Origin of the sequence: Phenylobacterium sp. SCN 70-31, assembly GCF_001724605.1 — a bacterium.
Classification (GTDB): domain Bacteria; phylum Pseudomonadota; class Alphaproteobacteria; order Caulobacterales; family Caulobacteraceae; genus Phenylobacterium.
Genome location: NZ_MEEX01000023.1, coordinates 23,942 through 45,803 on the forward strand (window position 1 = coordinate 23,942; position 21,862 = coordinate 45,803).

Here is a 21,862-nt window from a genome sequence, read left to right on the forward strand (position 1 = left end):
CGCTCCGCCCGATGTGCGGGGCGCGCTCTTCAAGCCGGCAAACCGCACTTCGGGCCTCATCGAAAAGAGGACCCAGATGCTGACCCAACCTTCCTACCGATCCCTGCGAAACCCCACCGTCGCCATCGTCGGGGCCACCGGCGCCGTGGGCGCCGAGCTGATCCGCTGTCTCGAAGAGCGCGACTTCCCCGCCGCCGGCGTGCGCCTCCTGGCCTCGGCCCGTTCGGCCGGCCGGACATTGAGCTATCGCGGTCAGGCCCTGACCGTGCAGGCGGTCGGCCCCGAGAGCTTCGCCGGCGTCCAGCTCGCCTTGTTCGCCGCCGACTCGGAGACGTCGCGCACCTACGCGCCCGTCGCCCAGGCCGCCGGCGCGGTGGTGGTGGACAACTCCTCGGCCTTCCGCATGGACCTGGACTGTCCGCTGGTGGTGCCAGAAGTGAACCTCGAGACCCTGGCCGGGCACCGCGGGGTGATCGCCAACCCGAACTGCACGGCGATCATCCTCTGCATGGCGGTCGCCCCGCTTCAGCGCCGCTTCGGCCTCCGCCGGCTGCAGGTGGCCACCTACCAGGCCGCTTCGGGCGCCGGACAGCCGGCCATGGACGAGCTGGTGGCCTCGACCCGGGCCTATCTGGAAGGCCGGCCGTTCCAGCCCCAGGTCCTGCCGCACCCTTACGCCTTCAACGTCTTCAGCCACAACGACACGGTCGATCTCGACAGCGGCTACAACGGCGAGGAGCTGAAGGTGATCGCCGAGACCCGCCGTATCCTGAGCACCGGCAATCTGCCGATCGGCGTCACCTGCGTCCGGGTGCCCGTGCTGCGCGCCCACACCCTGGCGGTCACCGCTGAACTTGACGCCCCCGTGCCGCCCGGCGCGGTGCGCGAATGCCTGGAGGAGGCGCTGGGCGTCCGCGTCGTCGACGACCGGGCGGCCAACCACTTTCCGATGCCCGTCGAGGCCCAGGGCCAGGGCGACGTACTGGTCGGCCGCATCCGGCGAGACCTGGGCGACCCGTCGGGGCGGTCGGTCGCGCTGCTGCTGGCCGGCGATCAGCTCCTGAAGGGCGCGGCGCTGAATGCGGTGCAGATCGCCGAACAGCTCCTGGTCGCGTAAGACCGTGGCGTGAAGATCGCCATCGTCGCCATCGGCCGCCTGGCCCGCTCGCCCGAGACCGAACTCGTGAAGCTCTATGCCGAACGAGCCACGGCCGCGGGCCGGGCGCTGGCCCTGGGGCCGGTGGAGGTGTTGGAGGTCGAGGCGAAGAAGTCCGGCAAGGCGGCCGAGGCCGAAGCGCTGGCGGCGTATCTGGCCGACAGTCACGTCATCGCCTGCGACGAACGCGGCAAGCCGCGCGCCAGTCGTGCGTTCGCCGCCGAGATCGCGACCCTGCGCGACGACGGCGTGCGGCGCCTGGTGTTCCTGATCGGAGGCGCCGACGGGCTGGCCCCCGATCTTGTCGCTCGTGCGGGCGGCGTCATGGCGTTCGGGCCCCAGACCTGGCCGCACGCGCTCGCCCGCGCGATGCTCGCGGAACAGATCTACCGCGCTGTCTCCATTCTGGGCGGATCACCGTATCATCGGGACTGATGCGGCGATTTCTGATCTTCGGCGGAACGGCGGTAGGGGCGATCGCGGCGGGCGCGCTCCTCGTGGGCGCATTCCTGGCCGGCGGGGGGGCCCATGCCACCACCAGCCCACGACTCGAGCGGCTGAACGCCGCGGAGACGGCCCTGTCGGTCGACCAGGGCGTCAACATGCACCGGCTGTCGCGGCTGCTGTCGGTGCTGGAACAGCTCAAGCGCGACCCGCCGCCGGCCCTGGTCGTCTCGCCAGACGACGCCAAGTCGGCGGTGCGCGCCGCCATCCTCGTGAAAGCCCTGACGCCCGAGCTCGAGGCCCGCGCCCGCGGCTACGCCCGTGACGCCGGGGAAGTGATGCGGCAGCGCCGCCTGGCCGCCGTCCAGAGCGCCGCGATGTTCGAAGCCGACAGCCTGGCCGCCGAGGCGCTGCCCGAGGCGCGCGACGACGCCGGACTGGCCCTGCGCGGCCGGATGGCGGACGACACCGTCGTGCTGACCCCGCCGGCCCGGCTGGCGCAGCCGGTGGACGGGGCGATCCAACGCCGGTTCGGCGAGCCGATCGCCGGAGGCGGCCGGGCCAACGGCCTCACCTTCGCCGCCGAACCGGGCGCCCGCGCGGTCAGCCCCGCCACCGGCGTCGTTCAATATGCAGGCCCGGTAAAAGGCTGGGGCGTCATCCTGATATTAAGACTAGCCGGGGGATATCATTTGGTGCTTGCTGGTCTCGAGCGAACGTCGGTTCAGGTCGGACAATCCGTCGCGGAAGGTCAACCTGTCGGCTGGGCCCCGGATGGCCGACAATCGGCCGCCGAGATCTACCTCGAGGTCCGCGAGCAGGGATCGCCCGTCGATCCGATGAAATGGATGCGTAAGCGTGTGGGCTGAAAACGGCCTCAAAACCGTCCACTCAGTCTGCTCCAAGGGCGGTCTCGAGCCGCGTCAGGGAGTTTGAGCCAGGCTATGAAGAAGTACCTTCTGATCGGTGCGTCGGCGTTCGTGCTCGGCGCCGGATCCATGGCCTACGTCAGCCAGCAGGCGATCGCGTCCTCACAGCCCCGCGCCAAGACCTACCGGATGCTGGGCCTGTTCGGCGACGTGCTGAACACGGTCGAGAACCAGTACGTGACCGAGGTGGACGACACCAAGCTGATCCAGTCGGCCATCGACGGCATGCTGACGTCTCTCGACCCACACTCGGGCTACCTCAAGCCCGAGGACTTCGACGACATGCGCGACCAGACGCGGGGCGAATACGGCGGCCTGGGCATCGAGGTCACCAGCGAGGACGGCGTGGTCAAGGTGATCTCGCCGATGGACGGGACGCCCGCCTTCCGAGCGGGGATCAAGGCCGGCGACTACATCACCTCGGTCAACGGCCAGAGCGTGCTGGGCCTCACCGTCACAGAGGCGGTGAAGCAGATGCGCGGCCGTCCGGGCGAGCCCGTGACCCTGACCATCGCGCGCGAGAAGTCCGATCCGTTCGATGTGAAGCTGGTCCGCGAGGTCATCAAGCCCAAGTCCGCCACCGCCCGGCTGGAAGGCGACTACGGCGTCCTGCGCGTCGGCAGCTTCAACGAGAAGACCACCGACGAGACCGAGAAGGCCTTCGCCGAACTCAGGGCCCAGAACCCCAACATGAAGGGGTTGATCCTCGACCTCCGGAACAACCCCGGCGGTCTTCTGGACCAGGCGGTGGGCGTCTCGGACCTGTTCCTGGAGAACGGCGAGATCGTCAGCCAGCGCGGCCGCGACCCGCGCGACATCGAGCGCTACAACGCCCGCACCGGCGACATCACCGGCGGCCTGCCGATCGTGGTGCTGATCAACTCGGGCTCGGCCTCCGCCTCCGAGATCGTCGCCGGCGCGTTGCAGGACCGCAAGCGCGCCGAGGTCGTCGGCACCACCAGCTTCGGCAAGGGATCGGTCCAGACGGTGATCCCGCTGCGCGGCGGCATCGACGGGGCGCTGAAGCTGACCACGGCGCGCTACTACACGCCGTCGGGCCGCTCGATTCAGAAGACCGGCATCGAGCCCGACCTGGAAGTGGCCCTGACCCGCGAGGAGGCCCAGCTCATCGCCAACCGCGCCTACCAGTTCTCCGAGGCTTCGTTCCGCAACGCGCTGAACGCCGACGAGGGCAAGGTCCGCCGCGGCGCGCACGAGCCGGCCGAGGCGCCGCCCGAGGACTTCGACGAGAAGAAGGATTTCCAGGTCGCCCGAGCCATGGATGTGCTGAAGCACGGTTCGGTCGCGGCCACGCCGAAGCTGCCCAAGCCCACGGCGCGGATGGCCGAGATCGTCAGCAAGGCCCGCGTCGCCGAAGCCAAGCCGCCCGCGCCGGTCGTCGCGCCGAAGTAGGCTCCCCCACCGGCCCCGATATTCAAGCCGCGGATTTCACGTAACACGTTCGACGAACGTGGAGCGTCAATTTGCGAGCCGGGGTCGCGGCCGCCCGGCCTGGGGCACATCCCTTGGGCGACCGGTGGAGGTTGCGTCCCTTCAAGTCGGGCTTGACGCGTATGTCCGAAAGCCCCCGTTAACCGTGTTGGCCCAGGCTCGGCGACGAGGAGACTCTCCCTTGGCCGCCATCGCCCTTCCACGACTGAAGACGCCCAAGCTGCCCCGCCCGGACTTCGCCGCCCTGGCCAAGAGCCCCGTCGCGGGCCTGGGCGCGGCGGCGGTGCTGTTCGTCGGCGCCCTGGCGACGGTCGTCCATCTGCTGGCGCCGCCGAACGGGGCCGGAACCTCGGTGCGCATCCCACTGGCCCCGGCCCTGAGCGCCGCGCCCGCGGGCTGGCGAGAAACGCTGAAAGCCGCCTCAACCACGCCCATGATCGTCAAGGATGTGGTGCGGCTCTCTGAGCGCCCGCTGGAGCCCGACGCCGCAGCGGGCGGGCGCGAACCTCCAGCCGCAGCCGCGCCATCAGAGGGATCGGCGCTGCCGGCCGCGCCGATCGCCGGCTTCTTCGCCCCCGGCCCGACGGGGCCGCTGCCGATCATCGCCCAGGACGGCCGCACGCCCGCCCAGGCCTATGCGCGGCCCTTCACCCCCAATGGCCGGCCCAAGGTGTCGCTGGTGATCGGCGGCCTGGGCCTGAACGCGCGCGCCACCCGCCAGGCTATCGAGACCTTGCGCCCTGAAATCACGCTCTCGTTCGTGGTCTACGCCGAGGGCCTCCAGGGCTGGATCGACATGGCCCGCGCCCGCGGCCACGAGGTGCTCATCGAAACCCCGATGGAGCCCGTAGACTACCCCGAGAACGATCCCGGTCCGTACACCCTGATGGCCGACGCCCAGCCCCCCGAGACGGTCCAGCGCCTGGAGTGGATCCTGTCGCGCGCCACGGGGTACTTCGGCCTGACCAACTATCTGGGCTCCCGGTTCCTTGCGAGCGAACCCGCCTACGACGCCTTCTCCAGCGCCGTGCGCGGGCGCGGCCTGGCCTTCCTCGACGACGGATCGGCCGCCCGGCGCGGCGGCGGCATGCCGCGGGCCAGCGCCGACCGGGTGATCGACGACAAGCTTTCGCCCGCCGCCATCGACCAGCAGTTCCTCGCGCTCGAAGCCGGCGCCCTGCAACGCGGTCAGGCCCTGGGATCGGGGTTCGCCTATCCGGTCACCCTGGAGAAGGTGGCGACCTGGGCCGCGGAGGTCGAACAGCGCGGCTACCAGCTCGCGCCCGCGTCGGCGCTGACAACCCGCAAATGACGGACGCGCCGGGCTACAGGCCGAATGTCGGCATCGTCCTGTTCCATCCCGACGGCCGCGTCTGGCTGGGCCGGCGGAAGGGGACGCCGCCGCCTCACAACTGGCAGTTCCCGCAGGGCGGCGTCGATCCGGGCGAAGACCTGGAAACGGCCGCCCGACGCGAACTCGCCGAGGAGACGGGCGTCGTCCGAGCGACCTACATGGGACGGACCGACGGCTGGATCCTGTATGACTTCCCCCAGGATTACGCGAGTTCGAAGTCCGCGCGCGGCTTCAAGGGCCAGAAGCAGGTGTGGTTCGCCTTCCGCTTCGACGGCGTCGAGGGCGACTTCGACCTGGAGGCGCACGGCGAGCCCGAGTTCGAGGCCTGGCGCTGGGCCTATCTCGCAGACACGCCAGGCCTCATCGTCCCATTCAAACGTCACGCCTATGCCGCGGTGGCCGAGGCGTTCGCAGCGTTTGCGGCCAAACCGCCCACGGGGTGAATCCTGCATCGCCACATGGCCGTTCGCGGTAAGGTGACGCTCGAGGCGGGCGGGAGCTTTCAATGCCGACCATCGTCATGACGCATGGCGCATTCTGCGGCGGATGGGCGTTCGACGCCTTCCGGGAGCCGTTCGAAGCGCGCGGCTGGACGGTTCTGACGCCCGACCTGCCAGGGCACGCCGAAGGCGGATCCGTGGCGGGCCTCTCGATGTCGGACTACGCCCGCAACCTCGCCCGTCTGGTCGCGGACCTGCCCGAACCCCCGGTGCTGCTGGGCCATTCCATGGGCGGGCTGGTGACCCAGCTCGCCGCGCGGCGCGTGGCCGCCCGCGCCCTCGTTCTGCTGGCCCCGTCCCCGCCCTGGGGAATCGCCGGATCGACCCTCGAAGAGGCGATCACCGCCTTCGGAGTCCATCTGGCCGATCCGTTCTGGGCCGGGAGCGTGTCTCCGGACCGCCACCTGATGCGGCATCACAGCCTGGATCGCACCCCCAAGGCCCGGCGCGACGCCATTCTCGCACGGCTGCGTCCAGAAAGCGGACGGGCGGTGCGCGAAGTGCTGAACTGGTGGCTGGACCCCTTCATGACCACCAGCGTCGGCGTGGGCCCCTTGCCCATGCCATCGCTGGCCATCGCCGGCGACCGCGACGTGGTCCATCCCGCCCTCACCGTCCGCCAGACCGCCACGCGCATCGGCGCGACGTTCCGCGTCATGCCCGGCATGAGCCACTGGCTGATCGGCGAAGAGGGCTGGGAGGACGTGGCCGCCATCGCCCTGGACTGGCTGGATCAGGTGCGGGTCAGTTCGGCGTCGACAGCTTCATGAGAACCAGGCCGCCCACGATCAGGGCCGCCGCCGCCATCCGCATCGCTCCGGCCTGTTCGCCCAGCACCATCACGCCGACGATGAAGGCGCCCACGGCGCCGATGCCGGTCCACATCATGTAGGCGACGCCGAGCGGCAGGCTTCGCATCGCCGCCGCCAGCAGGCCGAAGCTGGCGATCATCGCCACCAGCGTGATCGCGGTCGCCCCGGGGCGCGTGAACCCCTCGGACTGCTTCATGAAGTAGGCCCAGACCACTTCCAGAAGCCCGGCGATGAACAGCATGATCCAGGCCATGCGGCCCTCCTTTCGAAAGGGCCGGGCCGTCCCGGACTTGAAGCGCGTCGGAAGGACACGGCGAGGACGTGGCCTCGCGGATGAAACGTCGCCCTGGCCTCGGCCGGAGGCCGAAGCGCGGATCAGGGCGTCAGAACGAACGTTCCTGATACTGCATCGTGGCCAGATCGTAGTTCTTGTTGACCTGGGAGTCGTCCGGGTTGCGGACGGTCGAGAAGTTCAGACCGATCGACTGGTTGGTCGTCAGGTACTCCCAGGACCGGCGCACGCGCTTCAGACCGTCGGGGTCCTGGGGCTGGGTGTAGTTGGCGGTGGGGTCGAGGGGCGGCTGCTGGACGAAGGCCCAGACGTTGAACGCCTTGGCGATCTCTTCTTCCTTGCCGATCGGGAAGCGGAAATCGGCCATGCACACCGACTTGTTCGAGCCGGACGGGTACAGGATCACCTGGTAGTTCCGGCCCTCGCCGCCGAACGGCTTGGCCCAGGTCTGTTCCCGGCGGTTGAGCTTGAAGCCGTGCGACTTGGCGAGGTCTTCCAGAGACTGGCCGCGGACGGCCGGGCGGCAGATCTGCTCCACCACCTGGATGGCCTCGAAGCCGTAGCCGCTGGTCGGCAGAGGCGGGGGTTCGGGAGCGGGCGCCGGCTCGGGGGTCGCCGCGGGGGCCGGTTCGACCGCCGGAGGCGCCGCGGGCTGCTCGGCCGGGTCCTGTGCCTGCGCCGCAGTCGCAAGACCCGCGGCGACGATCAGACTGGAGAGAGCAACACGCATCAACTTCGATCCCCTGGCGACTTTCGGCCGGCATGAAACTTGACCGAGGCGCCGGAGGCAAGGCCCCCGGGCGGCCAAATTACGGCGGTGAATTCACGTGCCTGTTAGTTGGCCCGTCAGATGGCTTCGACAGCATGTTCCGCGAGAATGGTCAGACCCTCCGGCGTGACATCGGCGAAGCCGCCGCGCACCTCGTAGGTGACCACCGCACCGCCGTTGTAGACGCGGACAGGGCCCTCCTTCAGCGCCGTCATGAACGGCGCGTGCCCCGCCAGGACCCCGAAGTCGCCCTCGGAGCCCGGCGCGTCCACCTGATCCACGAGCCCGTTGAAGAGTTCGCGTTCCGGCGAGACGAGAGAAAAGTTGAGCTTGCCGGCCATCGCCTCAGGCTTCCGCCGCGAGCTGCTCGGCCTTGCGAACCGCGTCTTCGATGTTGCCGACGTTGTAGAAGGCCGGCTCGGGCAGGTGGTCGTACTCGCCGTCCACCAGCGCCTTGAACGAGCGGATGGTGTCCTCGAGGCTCACCAGCACGCCGGGCGTGTTGGTGAACTGTTCGGCCACGTGGAAGGGCTGCGAGAGGAAACGCTGGATCTTCCGGGCGCGCGCCACGATCAGCTTGTCCTCTTCCGACAGCTCGTCCATGCCCAGGATCGCGATGATGTCCTTCAGGGCCTTGTACTGCTGAAGGGTCTCCTGCACGCGGCGGGCGACGTTGTAGTGCTCTTCGCCGATCACCAGCGGGTCCATGATCCGGCTGGTGGAGTCCAGCGGGTCCACGGCCGGGAAGATGGCCTGGGCGGCGATGTCGCGGCTGAGCACGGTGGTCGCATCCAGGTGGGCGAACGAGGTGGCCGGCGCCGGGTCGGTCAGGTCGTCGGCGGGAACGTAGATGGCCTGCACCGAGGTGATCGAGCCCTTCGAGGTCGAGGTGATGCGCTCCTGGAGGTTGCCCATCTCGGTGGCCAGGGTGGGCTGATAGCCCACGGCCGAGGGGATGCGGCCCAGCAGCGCCGACACTTCCGAACCCGCCTGCGTGAAGCGGAAGATGTTGTCGATGAACAGCAGCACGTCCTTGCCTTCCTGGTCCCGGAAGTACTCCGCCTGGGCCAGGCCGGTCAGGGCCACGCGGGCGCGGGCGCCCGGGGGTTCGTTCATCTGGCCGTAGACCAGGGCGCACTTGGAGCCCTCGGTCGAGCCGTTGTTTTCCTTCGGGTCCACGTTCACCTTGGACTCGATCATCTCGTGGTAGAGGTCGTTCCCTTCGCGGGTCCGCTCACCCACGCCAGCCAGCACGGAGTAGCCGCCGTAGGCCTTGGCGATGTTGTTGATCAGCTCCTGCATGGTCACGGTCTTGCCCACGCCGGCGCCGCCGAACAGGCCGATCTTGCCCCCCTTGGTGTAGGGGCAGAGCAGGTCGATGACCTTGATGCCGGTGACCAGGACTTCGGCCGACGTCGACTGCTCGGCGAAGCTGGGAGCTTCGCGGTGGATGGCGCTGGTGTGCGTCAGCGCGATCGGACCGGCTTCGTCGATCGGATCGCCCACCACGTTCATGATCCGGCCCAGGCAGGCGGGACCGACCGGCACGGTGATCGGCTTGCCGGTGTCGACCACGGGCTGGCCGCGGGTCAGGCCCTCGGTGGTGTCCATGGCGATGGCGCGCACGGTGTTCTCGCCCAGGTGCTGGGCCACCTCGAGCACGAGGCGGAAGGTCTCGCCCGTCCGCTGGTCGGTGTTGGTGGTCTCGAGCGCGCTCAGGATCGCGGGCAGGTGGCCTTCGAACTCGACGTCGACGACGGCGCCGATGATCTGAACCAGCTTGCCGGTGGCGGCGCCGGTCGTGGCGGTCGCCTTCGGGGCGGCGGCGGCCTTGGCGGGCGCGCGCTTGGCGGGAGCCTTCGCGGGGGCCTTGGCGGCGGGCTTCTTCGCGGTGGTGGTGGCCATGTCCAACTCTCTCGTAAGGCTAGATCGCTTCGGCGCCGGAGATGATCTCGATCAGCTCCTTGGTGATCTGCGCCTGGCGTGCACGGTTCATCTGCAGGGTGAGGCTGGCGATCATGTCGCCGGCGTTGCGGGTGGCGTTGTCCATCGCCGTCATCTGGGCGGCGAAGAAGCCGGCCTGGTTCTCCAGCATGGCGGAGAAGATCTGGGTGGTGATGTTCCGCGGCAGCAGGTCCGACAGGATCGCAGCCTCGTCCGGTTCGTACTCGTAGGCCGCGCCCTTCAGATCGATGGGGGGCGCGCCCACGGCCACTTCGGCCGGGATGAGCTGGCGCGCGGTGGGCGTCTGGGTGACGACCGACTTGAACTCGCTGAAGAACAGCGTGACCACGTCGATCTCCCCGGCCTCGAACAGGGCCTGGACCTTCTGCGAAATCTCTTCGGCGACGGTCAGCGAGGGATTTCCGCCGACCTCGTAGGTCTCGATCAGCCGCTGGGCGTGCAGCCGGCGGAGCTGGTCGCGGGCCTTGCGGCCGGCGGCGATGATCTTCACGTCCTTGCCGGCGGCCAGCAGGCCGTCGATATGCTGACGCGCAGCCCGGACGATCGAGGTGTTGAAGCCGCCCGCGAGCCCCCGGTCCGACGTGGCGATGATGACCAGCTGACGCTGATCGGACCCTGTCCCGACGAGAAGCCTGGGCGCGCCGTCGCCGCTCACGCCGGCGGCCAGGTTGGCGATCACCGACGCCATGCGCTGGGCGTACGGGCGCGAGTCCTGCGCAGCGTTCTGCGCGCGGCGCAACTTGGCCGCCGCCACCATCTGCATCGCCTTCGTGATCTTCTGGGTGGACTTCACCGCAGAGATCCGATTGCGCATCTCCTTGACGCTGGCCATACGCCTCTCAGGCCTTCCTAAATAACCACCAGGTGCTGTCGTCCATTACGGTCGTCCGTCTCCAGAAGAACCCGTAATCGACCAGCTTCAGGTCGGGAAAATTGTCGAGATAGAGCGAACCGAAGTCATTCTTGAACAGAAGGTCCGTTTCGCCGCGATAGGTGATGGTCTCGGGCTTCGGCGAGAAATACTCGGCGCAGAACACGTACTTGGACGAGACGCGATGAATTTCGCGCATCGTCCGATCCAGCAGGCTGGGATCGACGTGGATCAGGACGCCGGCCGTGAAGGCCATCTCCACCGCGCCGTCGGCCAGCGGGATCTCGTGGCCGAAGCCCTCGATCACGTGGTCGGCCGGCAGAACGCCGTCGGCCACCAGGCGCTCACGAGCGGCCGGGTTCGGCTCGATGCCCCACAGCTCCATGTCGGCGAGCGCGCGGATGCCCCGCAGGTTCATGCCCACGTTGGGGCCGACCTCGATGGCGCTGGCCGGCATGTCGCCGACGACGGACCGGAACACCTCGCCCCACACGCGCGCACGGCCGCGAACGGCGTCGGTCGAAGCGGCGTTGCGCTCCGTGTACCGATCGCCGAAGTCGCCTGACCAGGCTCCCAGCGCCTTGGGGTTGGGGTCCGCCACCGATCGTCCTTTAGGCGAAGGTGTCCGCGAAAGCCGCCAGCGCCGACTTGAGGCGGTCTTCCACCGGGCCCAGGTCCTTCTTGGTGCGGATCTCGTCCAGCAGGTCCTGGTGCTTGGCGTGCAGGTGCGCCAGCAGCTCGCGCTCGAAGCGTCCGACATGGGCGGTCGGCACCTTGTCGAGGTAGCCGCGGGTGCCAGCGTAGACCACCGCCACCTGCTCTTCGACGGCCAGCGGCGCGTACTGGGGCTGCTTCAGCAGTTCGGTCAGGCGCTCGCCGCGCGCCAGCATCCGCTGGGTGGCGGCGTCGAGGTCCGAGCCGAACTTCGCGAAGGCGGCCATTTCCCGGTACTGGGCCAGTTCGCCCTTGATCGGGCCGGACGCGGCCTTCATCGCCTTGATCTGGGCCGAGGAGCCCACGCGGCTCACCGAAATACCCACGTTCACGGCGGGGCGGATGCCCTGGAAGAACAGGTCGGTCTCAAGGAAGATCTGGCCGTCGGTGATCGAGATCACGTTGGTCGGGATATAGGCTGACACGTCGTTGGCCTGGGTCTCGATGACCGGCAGCGCGGTCAGCGAACCGGCGCCGTTGTCCTCGTTCAGCTTCGCCGCGCGCTCCAGCAGGCGGGAATGCAGGTAGAACACGTCGCCCGGATAGGCTTCGCGGCCCGGCGGACGGCGCAGCAGCAGCGACATCTGGCGGTAGGCGACGGCCTGCTTGGAAAGGTCGTCGTAGATGATGACGGCGTGCATGCCGTTGTCGCGGAACCACTCGCCCATGGCGCAGCCGGCGAAGGGCGCCAGGAACTGCAGCGGGGCCGGCTCGGACGCCGTCGCCGACACGACGATGGTGTAGTCCAGGGCGCCGCGCTCCTCGAGCGTCTTGACGATCTGGGCCACCGTCGAGCGCTTCTGGCCGATGGCGACGTAGATGCAGTAGAGCTTGGCGCTCTCGTCGTCGCCGGCGTTGATCGCCTTCTGGTTCAGGATGGTGTCGATCGCCACGGCGGTCTTGCCGGTCTGGCGGTCGCCGATGACCAGTTCGCGCTGGCCCCGGCCGATCGGGATCAGGGTGTCGATGGCCTTCAGGCCGGTCTGCACCGGCTCATGCACCGACTTGCGCGGGATGATGCCCGGGGCTTTCACGTCCACCCGGCGGCGCTCGGCCACGTTCTTGATCGGGCCCTTGCCGTCGATGGGCTCGCCCAGCGGGTTCACGACGCGACCCAGCAGGCCCTTGCCCACGGGAACGTCCACGATCTCGCTCAGGCGACGGACCTCGTCGCCCTCCTTGATGGCGCGGTCTTCGCCGAAGATCACGACCCCGACGTTGTCGCGCTCGAGGTTCAGGGCCATGCCCTTCACGCCGGCGGCCGGGAACTCGACCATTTCACCGGCCTGGACGTTGTCGAGGCCGTACACGCGGGCGATGCCGTCGCCCACGCTCAGCACCGAACCCACGTCCGAGACGTCGGCTTCCTCGCCGAAGTTGGCGATCTGGGACTTGAGGATGGCCGAGATTTCGGCGGCGCGGATGTCCATGGGTCTTACGCTCTCTTGAGGGCGAATTTCAGGGAGTCGAGCTTCGACTTCAGCGAAGCGTCGAAGAGGCGGGAGCCGACCTTCACCTTGATCCCGCCCAACAGGGCCGGATCGACTCGGGTCGAGATTTCAGGGTCCTTGCCCAGCGCCTGACGCAGGGCGGCGGCGACCCCCTTGGCCTGGGCGGCCGAGAGCGGGACGGCGGTGGTGACCTCGGCCGACACGGCGCCGCGGGCCTCGGCCGACAGCTTCTCGTAGGCGACGATCACGGCCGGCAGGGCCGAGCCGCGGCCGTTCGAGGCCAGGAGGCCCAGGAACTTCAGCGTCGTCATGCTGAACTTGGCCTTGGCGCCGATGCCGACCAGGCCCTTGGCCTTGTCCTCGGAACCGAAGGCCGGCGACGCCAGAAGCGTCCGCAGATCCTTAGAATCCGCGATGGCGGCCTTCAGGGATTTCAGGTCGCCCTCGACGGCCGAAACCTGGTTCTGCTCGGTCGCGAGATCGAACAGGGCCTGCGCGTATCTTGAGCCCACATTCGACAGAGAAGAGTCGTCCGCCACTATAATCCGCCCGGGTCGCGTTGCGTAACGCCGCAAGCGGGGCGCCCCGCTGCGACTAAAGGCTTGAAAGCGCTTGAAAAAAGCACACAGGCTCGGGGCTCGAAAGAACCCCCGATCCAAAGCCGCGCGCCTACTAGCACGCGATGTTGTGCGTCGCAACCGACGGCGGGGCCTTACGCCACGTCGTCGCGACGCAGGGATGACGTAGGGTCGGGACCCGATCGCCGGCCGTGGAGGGGCGTCACGCCTTGACTTCCGCGCCGGCGCCGTCCGTGGATCGACGCCCAGGAAGCGCTGCAACAGGGACGATCCGCCATGACCTCCAAGCTTGTCGCCGACCCGCGGATCGATCCGCGCATCAAGGCCATATTCGGCCTGCCCGACGCGGCGCCCCAGGGCGACATCGAGAGCCGCGAGGCCCTGGTCGCCGCGGTCAACACGCCCCAGGCGCTGGCGGCCGAGCAGGCGCTGGAGACGCTGTTCTCGGCCTGCGACAACGAGCAGACCGCACCGTCGACCGGGCTTAGAACCTGGACCGAAACGATCACGTCTCAGCCCGACGGCAATTCAATCCGGCTGCAGATTATCCGACCGGACACCGAGGCCGTGCTGCCGTGCGTCTACTACATCCACGGCGGCGGCATGCAGAGCATGTCGTGCTTCAACGGCCTCTACACGTCCTGGGGCCGGATCATCGCGGCGCGGGGCGTCGCCGTGGTGATGGTGGATTTCCGCAATGCGCTGAGGCCATCGTCGGCGCCCGAGATCGCCCCCTTCCCGGCCGGCCTGAACGACTGCGTCTCGGGGCTGAAATGGACGGCGGCGAACGCCCAGGCCCTCCGCATCGATCCGGCGCGGATCGTCGTGACCGGCGAGAGCGGCGGCGGCAACCTCGCCATCGCGACCACCCTGAAACTGAAGCGCGACGGGGACACCGGCCTGCTGAAAGGCCTGTACGCCATGTGCCCCTACATCGCCGGCCGCTGGCCCGCGCCCGACTGTCCCTCGTCGGTCGAGAACAACGGCATCCTGCTCGATCTGCACAACAACCGCGGCGCCATGGCCTACGGGATCGGCGAACTGGAGGCGAGGAACCCGCTCGCCTGGCCGGCCTTCGCGGTCGAGGCCGATGTCGCGGGCTTCCCGCCCACCGTCATTCACGTGAACGAGTGCGACCCACTCCGCGACGAAGGCGTGAACTTCTACCGCCTTCTGTTGCGCGCCGGCGTCCCGGCCCGCTGCCGCCAGGCCATGGGCACGATCCACGGCACGGAAATCTTCTCGATCGCCTGCCCCGACCTCAGCCGCGACACCGCCGCCGACATCGCACGTTTCGCGACGGAATAGGCTTTCCCTTCCCGCGCCAGTGGGAAGGGGAACCGCTCGCCGAAGCCGGCGCCAGTCGGCTGAAGAGCGAGGGGTGGGAAGGGCAAGACGCGGGCAGGGCGGAGAGATCATCCGCCCGAGGGCTCAGCAGTTCAGGGCGCAACGTCGTGGATGAGGCTTGCCCTCTCCACCACCCGCTCTTCAGCCGGCTCACGCCGGCCTCGGCGGGCGGTCCCCCTCTCCCGCTCCGCGGGAGAGGAACGCTACGCCTCGACCAGGTTCCGCTCCATGGCCGCGGCCCGCATGGACTTCTGGAGCTTCTCGAAGGCCCGAACCTCGATCTGACGCACGCGCTCGCGGCTGACGCCGTATTCCGCGGCCAGTTCCTCGAGGGTCGTGGGCTCGTCCTTCAACCGCCGCTCGGTCAGGATGTGACGCTCGCGGTCGGTGAGTTCGGTCATGGCCGCCTCCAGGAGGCTCATCCGCAGGTTCATCTCCTGATTGTCGGCGACCACGCTCTCCTGGCTGGGCGTCTGGTCGTCCACCAGCCAGTCCTGCCACTCGGCTTCGCCATCGACGCGCAGAGGCGCATTCAGGCTGGCGTCGCCACCCGCGAGGCGGCGGTTCATGCTGACCACCTCCTCGTCCAGAACGCCCAGCTTGGTGGCGATCTGGCTCACCTGGTCGGGACGCAGGTCGCCTTCCTGGAGGGCGGCGATCTCGCTCTTGGCCTTGCGCAGGTTGAAGAACAGCTTCTTCTGCGCCGCCGTGGTGCCCATCTTCACGAGCGACCAGGACCGCAGGATGTATTCCTGGATCGAGGCCCGGATCCACCACATCGCGTAGGTGGCCAGCCGGAAGCCCTTGTCCGGGTCGAACTTCTTCACCGCCTGCATCAGGCCGACGTTGCCCTCGGAGATCACTTCGCCGATCGGCAGGCCATAGCCGCGGTAGCCCATGGCGATCTTCGCCACGAGACGCAGGTGGCTGGTGACCAGCTGGTGGGCGGCCTCGGGGTCCTGATGCTCCTGCCAACGCTTGGCCAGCATGAACTCCTGGTCCTTGGCCAGCATCGGAAACTTACGAATCTCAGACAGATACCGGCTCAGTCCGCCTTCCGGCGACATCACGGCAAGCGCGTTCGCGGCCATGGACTATCCCCTCGAAACCCTGGTTGCACTCTCCGGGACGTTTCGGCCCGCCGGCGCGCCCTGCCCCCTGGGAGAGCCCCTCGGGGATGGCGTGCAAGCGGCCTCTCCAGCCCCCGCAGACTTCAGATAGGTATCCAGCTGCGGTTGCGGTAGGCCGCGGGGAGGACGGCGGCCCGAAAAGTCCGACTTCTACGGTCAGGATTTCTACGCCCCGCCCGTGGCGACAACAAGGCGCCGTTTCTCATGCGTTCGATAGATGCGCTGCAATGCTGACAGGACGGTGGCCACAGGCGCGCACGGCGCCGCCGGCGCGGCATCAGTGGAAATCGATGTGGATATGGTCGTCGTGTCGGGCGACCGCGCACCCCGCGAAGCGGACCTTGGGGTCGCCCCCGAAGCCCAGGCGCTGCTTCAGGTGGGGCTCCACGAAGATGCGCCGCACGCGGGAGTCGGCCGACAGCATTCGGATGAGTTCGGCGGTGCGTTCGTCGTCCAGCCGCCAGCCCCGGCCTGCTGGCGGGTCTGGTCGGTCGTGGTGACCGGAATCGGGAACACAGACCCGCTCCGCCTCGCGGCTGGGCGGTTCGAAGGCGCCATAGCCGGAGGCCGTAGGCGGACTGGCCAGAGGCCGCCCGTCACGCGTCGCGTAGAACAGGGCGAGATCGATCTGCCGACCGTCTCCGTGGCTGACGTGCGGCGGCATGGGCTTCTCGCCGCGAGGCCAGGAGGCCTCCATGAAGAGAACCACGGCGCCGGGGTGGCGGCGGGCCACGCCCGCGGCGGCGTCCGACAACGCGGCAAGCGCCGGTTCGGTCACATAGTGCCGGTGACGGGCGCAATAGCTCGTGCTCACCGGGCGCAGCGCGCCGCGAGCCTCGCAGGGGAGCGCGACGAGCCCTGGGGCCGGACGCGCGACCGGCTCGGTTGTGGTCACCGGTTGGCACGCCGCCACCAGGCCGGCCGCGGCAGCGGCAGCGGCGAGCCTCACAGCGCCTCCAGAAGGGTTTCCAGCCGGGAGAGATCCGGCGGAAGCGCGCTCTCGAAGCGCAACGCCTGGCCCGTGACGGGATGGACGAAGCCCAGGACCGCGGCGTGGAGGGCCTGTCGCGTCAGGCCGGCCTCGGCGATCGCGGCGCGGACCGGCCCCGCCGGCGCGCCCGAGCCGTAGACCGGATCCCCCAGGCAGGGCGTTCCGCGACTGGCCAGATGCACGCGTATCTGGTGGGTCCGGCCGGTCTCCAGCCGGCAGGCGACACGCGCGGCCAGCGGCCTCTCCACCGGCCCGAACGTCCGCGCGACGGTATAGTGGGTCACGGCGTGGCGGCCGCCGGACTTCACCAGCGCCATCTTCTTGCGGTCGTGGGTCGAGCGCGCGATGGCGCCTTCGATGGTCCCGCGGATCGGACTCGGCGCGCCGCGGGTGAAGGCCATGTAGACCCGCTCGATGTCGTGGCGGGCGAAGAGCGCCGAAAGCCCCTGGTGGGCGGCGTCGGACTTCGCGGCGACCACCACGCCCGAGGTGTCCTTGTCTAGTCGATGGACGATGCCCGGGCGCGCCACGCCGCCCACGCCCGACAGGCTGTCGCCGCAATGATGCAGCAGGGCGTTGACCACGGTGCCAGTCTCGCTGCCCGGCGCCGGATGCATGGCCAGGCCCGCCGGCTTGTCGATGACGATCAGGTGCTCGTCCTCGAACAGGATCGTCAGCGGGATGGCCTCGGCCTGCGGGTCGGCCGGTTCGGGCGGGGGGATGTCGAGTCGGTAGTCGCCGGCCTGGGCCTTCGACTTGCCGTCGCCCACGGGCCGGCCGCCCAGGCTGACGCGCCCCTCGGCGATCAGGGCCTGGATGCGCGCCCGGCTGAGGTCGGGCACGGCGTCGGCGAGCGCCTTGTCGATCCGGCCGCCCGCCGCCAGCGACACCACCAGGGTGGTGGAACGCGCGCCGACCTCTCCCTCAGAGCCCATGTTTCCTCTTGGCGGTCTTGATTCCGCGCCCTCTCCGCCGCCGGTCCCGGCGAACTCCATGCAGCACGCCGCTGGACACGAGCTGTCGTACTCCTGTGGTATGGTTCTGGCAAAACAGGGGCTCGGCCTGAACCGGCCGGACGGGGGGCGGCGGACATGCGGATCGATCGGCGCAGGGCGTTGGCCCTGCTGGGCCTCGGAGCGGCGACACCGGCGGCGACCCCGGCAGCGGCGCAAAGCTCCGCCGTCAGCTTCAACCACGGCGTCGCCTCGGGCGACCCGTTGCAGGACCGGGTGGTGATCTGGACCCGGATCACGCCGGAGGCGCCCGGCGCCGACGTCGCCTTCACCTGGCGGATCAATCCCATCGACCGTCGCGCCGGCGGGGCGAAGAGCGGGAGCGGCGTCACCGGGCCGGGGCGCGACTACACGGCCAAGATCGACGTGGCGGGCCTGGACCCCGGTCGCGCCTACACCTTCGAATTCGAGGCTGGGGGCGTGAGATCGCCCCTGGGCCGCACCCGCACCCTGCCGGCAGGACCGACGAAGGACGTGGTGCTCGCGGTCGCCTCATGCTCGCTGTACCCGAATGGATACTTCAACGCTTACCAGGCCATCGCCGACCTTCCCCGCGTGGACGCCGTGCTGCACCTGGGCGACTACATCTACGAGTATGGCGGGCCGGGCTCATACGGGATGAACTCGGCCGTGGCGGGCGAGCGGCCGCACGATCCGCCGCACGAGATCGTCACCCTGGCCGACTACCGGCGCCGCCATGCGCAATACAAGTCGGACCCGGCGCTGCAGGCCGCCCACGCACGCGCGCCCTGGATCGTCGCCTGGGACGATCACGAGACCGCCAACGACAGCTATGCCTCCGGCGCACAGAACCACCAGCCCGAGTCCGAGGGCGACTGGAACGCCCGCAAGGCCCGCGCCCTGACGGCCTACTACGAATGGATGCCGATCCGCGAGCCGGCGCCCGGTGTCGGCCTCGTCCAGGCCTCGGAGCGCAGCTTCCACTTCGGCGACCTGGCGTCGCTGATCATGATCGAGACCCGGCTGGGCGCGCGGGACCTTCAACTCAACCTCGATCGCGACCTTCCCATCGTGGACGGCAAGCCCGACGTCGAGGCGTTCAGGGCCAAGCTGGCCGACCCTTCGCGCCGGATGCTCGGCGCGCGGCAGGAAGCCTGGATCGCCGGCGAACTGACGCGGTCGGTGAAGGCGGGCCACGCCTGGCAGGTGATCGGCAATCAGGTGGTCATGGCCCAGGTCATCGCCCCCAGCCCCAAAGCCCTGCTGACGCCCGAGCAGTACGCGACCATTCCCGACGAGAACCGCCGCCGCCTGGATCAGTACGAGCGGGGCGCGGCCCTGGGCGTCCCGACCGCGCTCGACATGTGGCAGGGCTATCCCGCCGACCGCGAGCGGCTGTACGGCCTGTTCTCGGCGGCGAAGGCCCGGCCGGTCGTGCTGGCCGGCGACAGCCACTCGTTCTGGGCCAACGAACTGCGCGACGCGTCCGGCCGCCGGGTGGCGTGCGAATTCGGGACCACGGGGATCACCAGCCCCGGCGCCGGCGAGATCGCACCGGGGATCAACGCCGGCGACCTGATCGTCCGGGCGAACCCCGAGGTGATCTTCAACGACCAGGTCTCGAAAGGCTTCGTCCTGCTCACCCTGACCCGCGACGCCGCGAAAGCCGATATGGTCGCCGTCTCCACGATCGTCTCGAAAGCCTTCGAGACGATCGTGGTGAAGAGCTACGCCGCAGCGCCCGAAGGCGCCGGCGTTTCCGCATTGAAGGAGGTCTGACATGGCGGCCGAAGACATCGGATACCGCGCGATCCTGCCGGACGGCTGGACGCGGCCGCGAGGGTTCTCGCACGCCGTGAGTGCGACCGGGGCCACGACGATCCGCGTCTCGGGCCAACTCGCCCGCGAAGGCGACGCGCCGATCCCGCCGGATCTGTCCCTGGGCGAACAATGGCGCCGCGCCCTGACCAATCTCGTGACGGTCGTCCGCGCGGCCGGGGCCGACATTCCAAACATCGTCCTGCTGCGCGCCTATGTGACCGACATGGCCGAATTCAACGCCGGCGGCGCCCAGGTGGGCGAGGCCTGGGCCGTCACCCTGGGCCGGCATTTTCCGGCCATGACCCTGGTCGGCGTGACCGGGCTGGTCGACCCCCACGCCCGGGTCGAGATCGAGGCCGAAGCCGTCCTGCCCTGACGGGCGAGGTCGCGCGCCCTTTACGCCCGGCGCGGTTGCCCGTACCGCTTGCCGGACGGGCCGTTGGGGCGGCTCCGGGCATGGGGACCCGACACCGATGGCGAGCGGCCTCTTCGCGCTGCTGGACGACGTGGCGGCGATCGCCAAGATCGCGGCGACCTCCCTCGACGATGTGACCGCGGCGGCCGGCCGCGCCGGTTCGAAGGCCGTGGGGGTCGTGATCGACGACGCCGCGGTGACCCCGGGCTACGCCGTGGGCTTCACGCCCGACCGCGAGCTGCCGATCGTGGCGAAGATCGCCGTCGGCTCTCTGCGCAACAAGTTCCTGTTCCTGCTTCCCGGCGCGCTGGCATTGAGCGCGTTCGCCCCCTGGGCGGTCACGCCGCTGCTGATGCTGGGCGCCACGTTCCTCTGCTTCGAAGCCGCGGAGAAGATCTACGAGGCGCTCGTCCACACAGCGCACGGCCCCGACGACGCCGCGCTGGCGCTCAGCTCCGCAGAGCTTGAGACCCAGAAGGTCCAGGGCGCGATCCGCACCGACATGATCCTATCGGCCGAGATCATGGCCATCACCCTCAACGACGTGACGTCACAACCGATCGGATTGCAGGCCGCCGTGCTGGCCGTCGTCGGTCTGGCCCTCACGATCGGGGTCTACGGCGTGGTCGCCCTGATCGTGAAGATGGACGACATCGGGCTGAACCTGTCGCGGCGGTCGACCGCCGCGGCCCGCAGCGTGGGGCGACTGCTTGTGAACGCCATGCCCATGGTCCTGAACATCCTGACCAAGGTGGGCACGGCGGCGATGCTGTGGGTGGGCGGCGGCATCGTCGTCCACGGCCTGGAGCACTACCACCTCACCCCGATCCCGGGCTGGGTGGAAGGCGCTTCGCACTGGGCGGCCGCCGCGCCGGGTGTCGGCGCCGTCACGGGATGGCTGGCCTTCGCCACGGGGTCGGCCCTGGTCGGCCTCGTCGTGGGCGCGATCATCCTGGCCGTCCTGCATTTCATCCCGAAACGCAAGACCGCGCCGGCGTCCTGAGAGCCGGCGTGTTCGCAGGTCTCCGGGGGCGGATATCAGGCCGCTTCCGGCGCCTTGCGATTGGCGTCGGCGTCCTTGGGCAGGAACGTGAGGATTCGGGCCGCCCAGGTTTCGGCGACCGCACGGCTGAGCGGCTGGCCGCTCTGTTTGTGCCGGCTGAGGTGGCGGTAGAATTCCGAAGCGGCCAGGGTGAGCTGGAAGTCGGTGGCGATCGACTGGAGCTGCTGGGCCTGGGCCAGCATGGCGCGCATGGCCTGATCGGGATCGGTCTCGGCCGCGGCGACCGCGGCGCGAATGATCTTCAGGCACTGGTTGATCTTCTGCTGGTACGGCGTCTCGGACCCGTCCGTCTTGCGCTTCAGAGGACCGGCGTAGTCGCCCGAGTTGAACCGGCGCCGGTCGGGGCCGATGTAGGCCACACCCTCGACCCAGTCTCGTTCCCGAAGTGTCACAGCCTCCAGGCGGCGCAGCAGGTCCTTCATGCTGTAGGGCTTGCGCAGGAATTCGTGCACGCCGGCGTCGCGGGCGGCCAGGATCATGCCCGCGGTGGCCGCGCCCGTGATGGTGATCACCGGCGCCTTGCGGCAGGTCCAGGTCGAGCGGCGCAGCTTGCGCACGAAACCCAGGCCGTCCAGCCGCTCGTCGCCCAGGCTGACGATGACGAGCTGCGGATCGCAGGTCTCGGCCACCTTCATGGCGCGTTCGGTGTTGGCCGCCGACCAGACGTGTGTCTGGCAGATCTCGCGCATCAGCTCGGTGAACAGGCGCGCGGCCCCCGCCTCGGGGTCGGCCACCAGCACCCGCTTCAGCTTCGGGGCCATCTTCTCGATCGTACGTCTGTCGCCGTCGAACACAGCGTCGCTCCACCCACTTCGGCGAACGGTGTATCCCGCC

General features: G+C 69.3%; 23 protein-coding genes. 11 read left to right on the forward strand and 12 right to left on the reverse strand.

Annotated features, from left to right (window positions below; translation table 11 throughout):
- The first annotated feature begins 76 nt into the window (after nt 1-76).
- The 7 genes from ABS78_RS16395 (at nt 77) to ABS78_RS16425 (ending at nt 6,605) form a co-directional block, all read left to right on the forward strand.
- Nucleotides 77-1,117, forward strand: a complete 1,041-nt coding sequence (locus ABS78_RS16395) for an aspartate-semialdehyde dehydrogenase (protein WP_293381641.1) — start codon at nt 77-79, stop codon at nt 1,115-1,117.
- A 9-nt stretch (nt 1,118-1,126) separates the two neighbouring features.
- Nucleotides 1,127-1,591 carry a 23S rRNA (pseudouridine(1915)-N(3))-methyltransferase RlmH gene (gene rlmH / locus ABS78_RS16400; RefSeq protein ID WP_293381644.1) on the forward strand — a complete coding sequence of 155 codons (465 nt, stop codon included), beginning with the start codon at nt 1,127-1,129 and terminating at the stop codon, nt 1,589-1,591.
- Nucleotides 1,591-2,469, forward strand: a complete 879-nt coding sequence (locus ABS78_RS16405; protein WP_293381647.1) for a peptidoglycan DD-metalloendopeptidase family protein — start codon at nt 1,591-1,593, stop codon at nt 2,467-2,469. Before rlmH ends, ABS78_RS16405 begins: the two co-directional genes overlap by 1 nt.
- A 75-nt stretch (nt 2,470-2,544) precedes the next feature.
- Nucleotides 2,545-3,942 carry a S41 family peptidase gene (locus tag ABS78_RS16410; protein WP_293381650.1) on the forward strand — a complete coding sequence of 466 codons (1,398 nt, stop codon included), beginning with the start codon at nt 2,545-2,547 and terminating at the stop codon, nt 3,940-3,942.
- 220 nt (nt 3,943-4,162) lie between these two features.
- Nucleotides 4,163-5,293: a divergent polysaccharide deacetylase family protein gene (locus tag ABS78_RS16415; protein ID WP_293381653.1), complete on the forward strand. Its 1,131-nt coding sequence runs from the start codon at nt 4,163-4,165 to the stop codon at nt 5,291-5,293.
- The gene (locus tag ABS78_RS16420; protein ID WP_293381656.1) at nt 5,290-5,778 is read left to right on the forward strand and encodes an RNA pyrophosphohydrolase; all 489 of its coding nucleotides are present in this window, start codon (nt 5,290-5,292) and stop codon (nt 5,776-5,778) included. Before ABS78_RS16415 ends, ABS78_RS16420 begins: the two co-directional genes overlap by 4 nt.
- Nucleotides 5,779-5,840: 62 nt before the next feature.
- Complete coding sequence (locus ABS78_RS16425) at nt 5,841-6,605, forward strand: alpha/beta hydrolase (protein WP_293381659.1); 765 nt, start codon at nt 5,841-5,843, stop codon at nt 6,603-6,605.
- Here ABS78_RS16425 and ABS78_RS16430 read toward each other — a convergent pair.
- From ABS78_RS16430 to ABS78_RS16465, 8 genes are all read right to left on the reverse strand, one after another.
- A complete protein-coding gene (locus ABS78_RS16430) occupies nt 6,580-6,900 on the reverse strand; it encodes a multidrug efflux SMR transporter (protein WP_293381662.1) in 321 nt (106 codons plus the stop codon). The two genes, ABS78_RS16425 and ABS78_RS16430, sit on opposite strands and share 26 nt — an antisense overlap.
- 130 nt (nt 6,901-7,030) lie before the next feature.
- Nucleotides 7,031-7,669: a hypothetical protein gene (locus ABS78_RS16435; protein WP_293381665.1), complete on the reverse strand. Its 639-nt coding sequence runs from the start codon at nt 7,667-7,669 to the stop codon at nt 7,031-7,033.
- Between the two features lie 116 nt (nt 7,670-7,785).
- Nucleotides 7,786-8,049, reverse strand: a complete 264-nt coding sequence (locus tag ABS78_RS16440; protein ID WP_293381668.1) for an ATP synthase F1 subunit epsilon — start codon at nt 8,047-8,049, stop codon at nt 7,786-7,788.
- Nucleotides 8,050-8,053: 4 nt separating this feature from the next.
- On the reverse strand, nt 8,054-9,613 hold the full coding sequence (gene atpD / locus ABS78_RS16445) for a F0F1 ATP synthase subunit beta (RefSeq protein ID WP_293381671.1): 1,560 nt from the start codon (nt 9,611-9,613) through the stop codon (nt 8,054-8,056).
- A 19-nt stretch (nt 9,614-9,632) separates the two neighbouring features.
- Nucleotides 9,633-10,505, reverse strand: coding sequence for a F0F1 ATP synthase subunit gamma (locus ABS78_RS16450; protein WP_293381674.1), 873 nt, complete (start codon nt 10,503-10,505; stop codon nt 9,633-9,635).
- Between the two features lie 7 nt (nt 10,506-10,512).
- Nucleotides 10,513-11,145, reverse strand: a complete 633-nt coding sequence (locus tag ABS78_RS16455; protein WP_293381677.1) for a pseudaminic acid biosynthesis-associated methylase — start codon at nt 11,143-11,145, stop codon at nt 10,513-10,515.
- 10 nt (nt 11,146-11,155) lie between these two features.
- Complete coding sequence (gene atpA, locus ABS78_RS16460; RefSeq protein ID WP_293381680.1) at nt 11,156-12,688, reverse strand: F0F1 ATP synthase subunit alpha; 1,533 nt, start codon at nt 12,686-12,688, stop codon at nt 11,156-11,158.
- 5 nt (nt 12,689-12,693) lie between these two features.
- Nucleotides 12,694-13,248, reverse strand: coding sequence for a F0F1 ATP synthase subunit delta (locus ABS78_RS16465; protein ID WP_293381683.1), 555 nt, complete (start codon nt 13,246-13,248; stop codon nt 12,694-12,696).
- A 315-nt stretch (nt 13,249-13,563) separates the two neighbouring features.
- Here ABS78_RS16465 and ABS78_RS16470 point away from each other — a divergent pair, with 315 nt between their 5' ends.
- Complete coding sequence (locus tag ABS78_RS16470; RefSeq protein WP_293381686.1) at nt 13,564-14,595, forward strand: alpha/beta hydrolase; 1,032 nt, start codon at nt 13,564-13,566, stop codon at nt 14,593-14,595.
- A 242-nt stretch (nt 14,596-14,837) separates the two neighbouring features.
- Here ABS78_RS16470 and rpoH read toward each other — a convergent pair whose 3' ends face one another.
- The 3 genes from rpoH to ABS78_RS16485 form a co-directional block, all read right to left on the reverse strand.
- A complete protein-coding gene (gene rpoH, locus ABS78_RS16475) occupies nt 14,838-15,725 on the reverse strand; it encodes an RNA polymerase sigma factor RpoH (RefSeq protein ID WP_293381689.1) in 888 nt (295 codons plus the stop codon).
- A 316-nt stretch (nt 15,726-16,041) separates the two neighbouring features.
- Nucleotides 16,042-16,713 carry a hypothetical protein gene (locus ABS78_RS16480; RefSeq protein ID WP_293381692.1) on the reverse strand — a complete coding sequence of 224 codons (672 nt, stop codon included), beginning with the start codon at nt 16,711-16,713 and terminating at the stop codon, nt 16,042-16,044.
- Entirely contained in the window at nt 16,710-17,690 is a 981-nt protein-coding gene (locus ABS78_RS16485; RefSeq protein ID WP_293381695.1) for an RluA family pseudouridine synthase, read from the reverse strand. The genes ABS78_RS16480 and ABS78_RS16485 overlap by 4 nt, the downstream gene beginning before the upstream one ends.
- 156 nt (nt 17,691-17,846) lie before the next feature.
- On the opposite strand from ABS78_RS16485, the gene ABS78_RS16490 reads away from it, so the two are divergent.
- The 3 genes from ABS78_RS16490 (at nt 17,847) to ABS78_RS16500 (ending at nt 20,968) form a co-directional block, all read left to right on the forward strand.
- On the forward strand, nt 17,847-19,508 hold the full coding sequence (locus ABS78_RS16490; protein ID WP_293381698.1) for an alkaline phosphatase D family protein: 1,662 nt from the start codon (nt 17,847-17,849) through the stop codon (nt 19,506-19,508).
- Between the two features lies 1 nt (nt 19,509).
- Nucleotides 19,510-19,926: a RidA family protein gene (locus tag ABS78_RS16495; RefSeq protein ID WP_293381701.1), complete on the forward strand. Its 417-nt coding sequence runs from the start codon at nt 19,510-19,512 to the stop codon at nt 19,924-19,926.
- Nucleotides 19,927-20,023: 97 nt separating this feature from the next.
- The gene (locus ABS78_RS16500; protein ID WP_293381704.1) at nt 20,024-20,968 is read left to right on the forward strand and encodes a DUF808 domain-containing protein; all 945 of its coding nucleotides are present in this window, start codon (nt 20,024-20,026) and stop codon (nt 20,966-20,968) included.
- Nucleotides 20,969-21,003: 35 nt separating this feature from the next.
- Here the strand turns inward: ABS78_RS16500 and ABS78_RS16505 are convergent, their stop codons facing one another.
- A complete protein-coding gene (locus ABS78_RS16505) occupies nt 21,004-21,789 on the reverse strand; it encodes a response regulator (protein WP_293381707.1) in 786 nt (261 codons plus the stop codon).
- Nucleotides 21,790-21,862 lie beyond the last annotated feature (73 nt).

Coding starts and splice junctions, on each gene's coding strand:
- ABS78_RS16395 (WP_293381641.1), top strand. CDS start 77: ATGCTGACCCAACCTTCCTACCGATCCCTGCGAAACCCCACCGTCGCC.
- ABS78_RS16405 (WP_293381647.1), top strand. CDS start 1,591: ATGCGGCGATTTCTGATCTTCGGCGGAACGGCGGTAGGGGCGATCGCG.
- ABS78_RS16410 (WP_293381650.1), top strand. CDS start 2,545: ATGAAGAAGTACCTTCTGATCGGTGCGTCGGCGTTCGTGCTCGGCGCC.
- ABS78_RS16420 (WP_293381656.1), top strand. CDS start 5,290: ATGACGGACGCGCCGGGCTACAGGCCGAATGTCGGCATCGTCCTGTTC.
- ABS78_RS16425 (WP_293381659.1), top strand. CDS start 5,841: ATGCCGACCATCGTCATGACGCATGGCGCATTCTGCGGCGGATGGGCG.
- ABS78_RS16430 (WP_293381662.1), bottom strand. CDS start 6,900: ATGGCCTGGATCATGCTGTTCATCGCCGGGCTTCTGGAAGTGGTCTGG.
- ABS78_RS16435 (WP_293381665.1), bottom strand. CDS start 7,669: ATGCGTGTTGCTCTCTCCAGTCTGATCGTCGCCGCGGGTCTTGCGACT.
- ABS78_RS16440 (WP_293381668.1), bottom strand. CDS start 8,049: ATGGCCGGCAAGCTCAACTTTTCTCTCGTCTCGCCGGAACGCGAACTC.
- atpD (WP_293381671.1), bottom strand. CDS start 9,613: ATGGCCACCACCACCGCGAAGAAGCCCGCCGCCAAGGCCCCCGCGAAG.
- ABS78_RS16450 (WP_293381674.1), bottom strand. CDS start 10,505: ATGGCCAGCGTCAAGGAGATGCGCAATCGGATCTCTGCGGTGAAGTCC.
- atpA (WP_293381680.1), bottom strand. CDS start 12,688: ATGGACATCCGCGCCGCCGAAATCTCGGCCATCCTCAAGTCCCAGATC.
- ABS78_RS16470 (WP_293381686.1), top strand. CDS start 13,564: ATGACCTCCAAGCTTGTCGCCGACCCGCGGATCGATCCGCGCATCAAG.
- rpoH (WP_293381689.1), bottom strand. CDS start 15,725: ATGGCCGCGAACGCGCTTGCCGTGATGTCGCCGGAAGGCGGACTGAGC.
- ABS78_RS16485 (WP_293381695.1), bottom strand. CDS start 17,690: ATGGGCTCTGAGGGAGAGGTCGGCGCGCGTTCCACCACCCTGGTGGTG.
- ABS78_RS16490 (WP_293381698.1), top strand. CDS start 17,847: ATGCGGATCGATCGGCGCAGGGCGTTGGCCCTGCTGGGCCTCGGAGCG.
- ABS78_RS16495 (WP_293381701.1), top strand. CDS start 19,510: ATGGCGGCCGAAGACATCGGATACCGCGCGATCCTGCCGGACGGCTGG.
- ABS78_RS16500 (WP_293381704.1), top strand. CDS start 20,024: ATGGCGAGCGGCCTCTTCGCGCTGCTGGACGACGTGGCGGCGATCGCC.
- ABS78_RS16505 (WP_293381707.1), bottom strand. CDS start 21,789: ATGGCCCCGAAGCTGAAGCGGGTGCTGGTGGCCGACCCCGAGGCGGGG.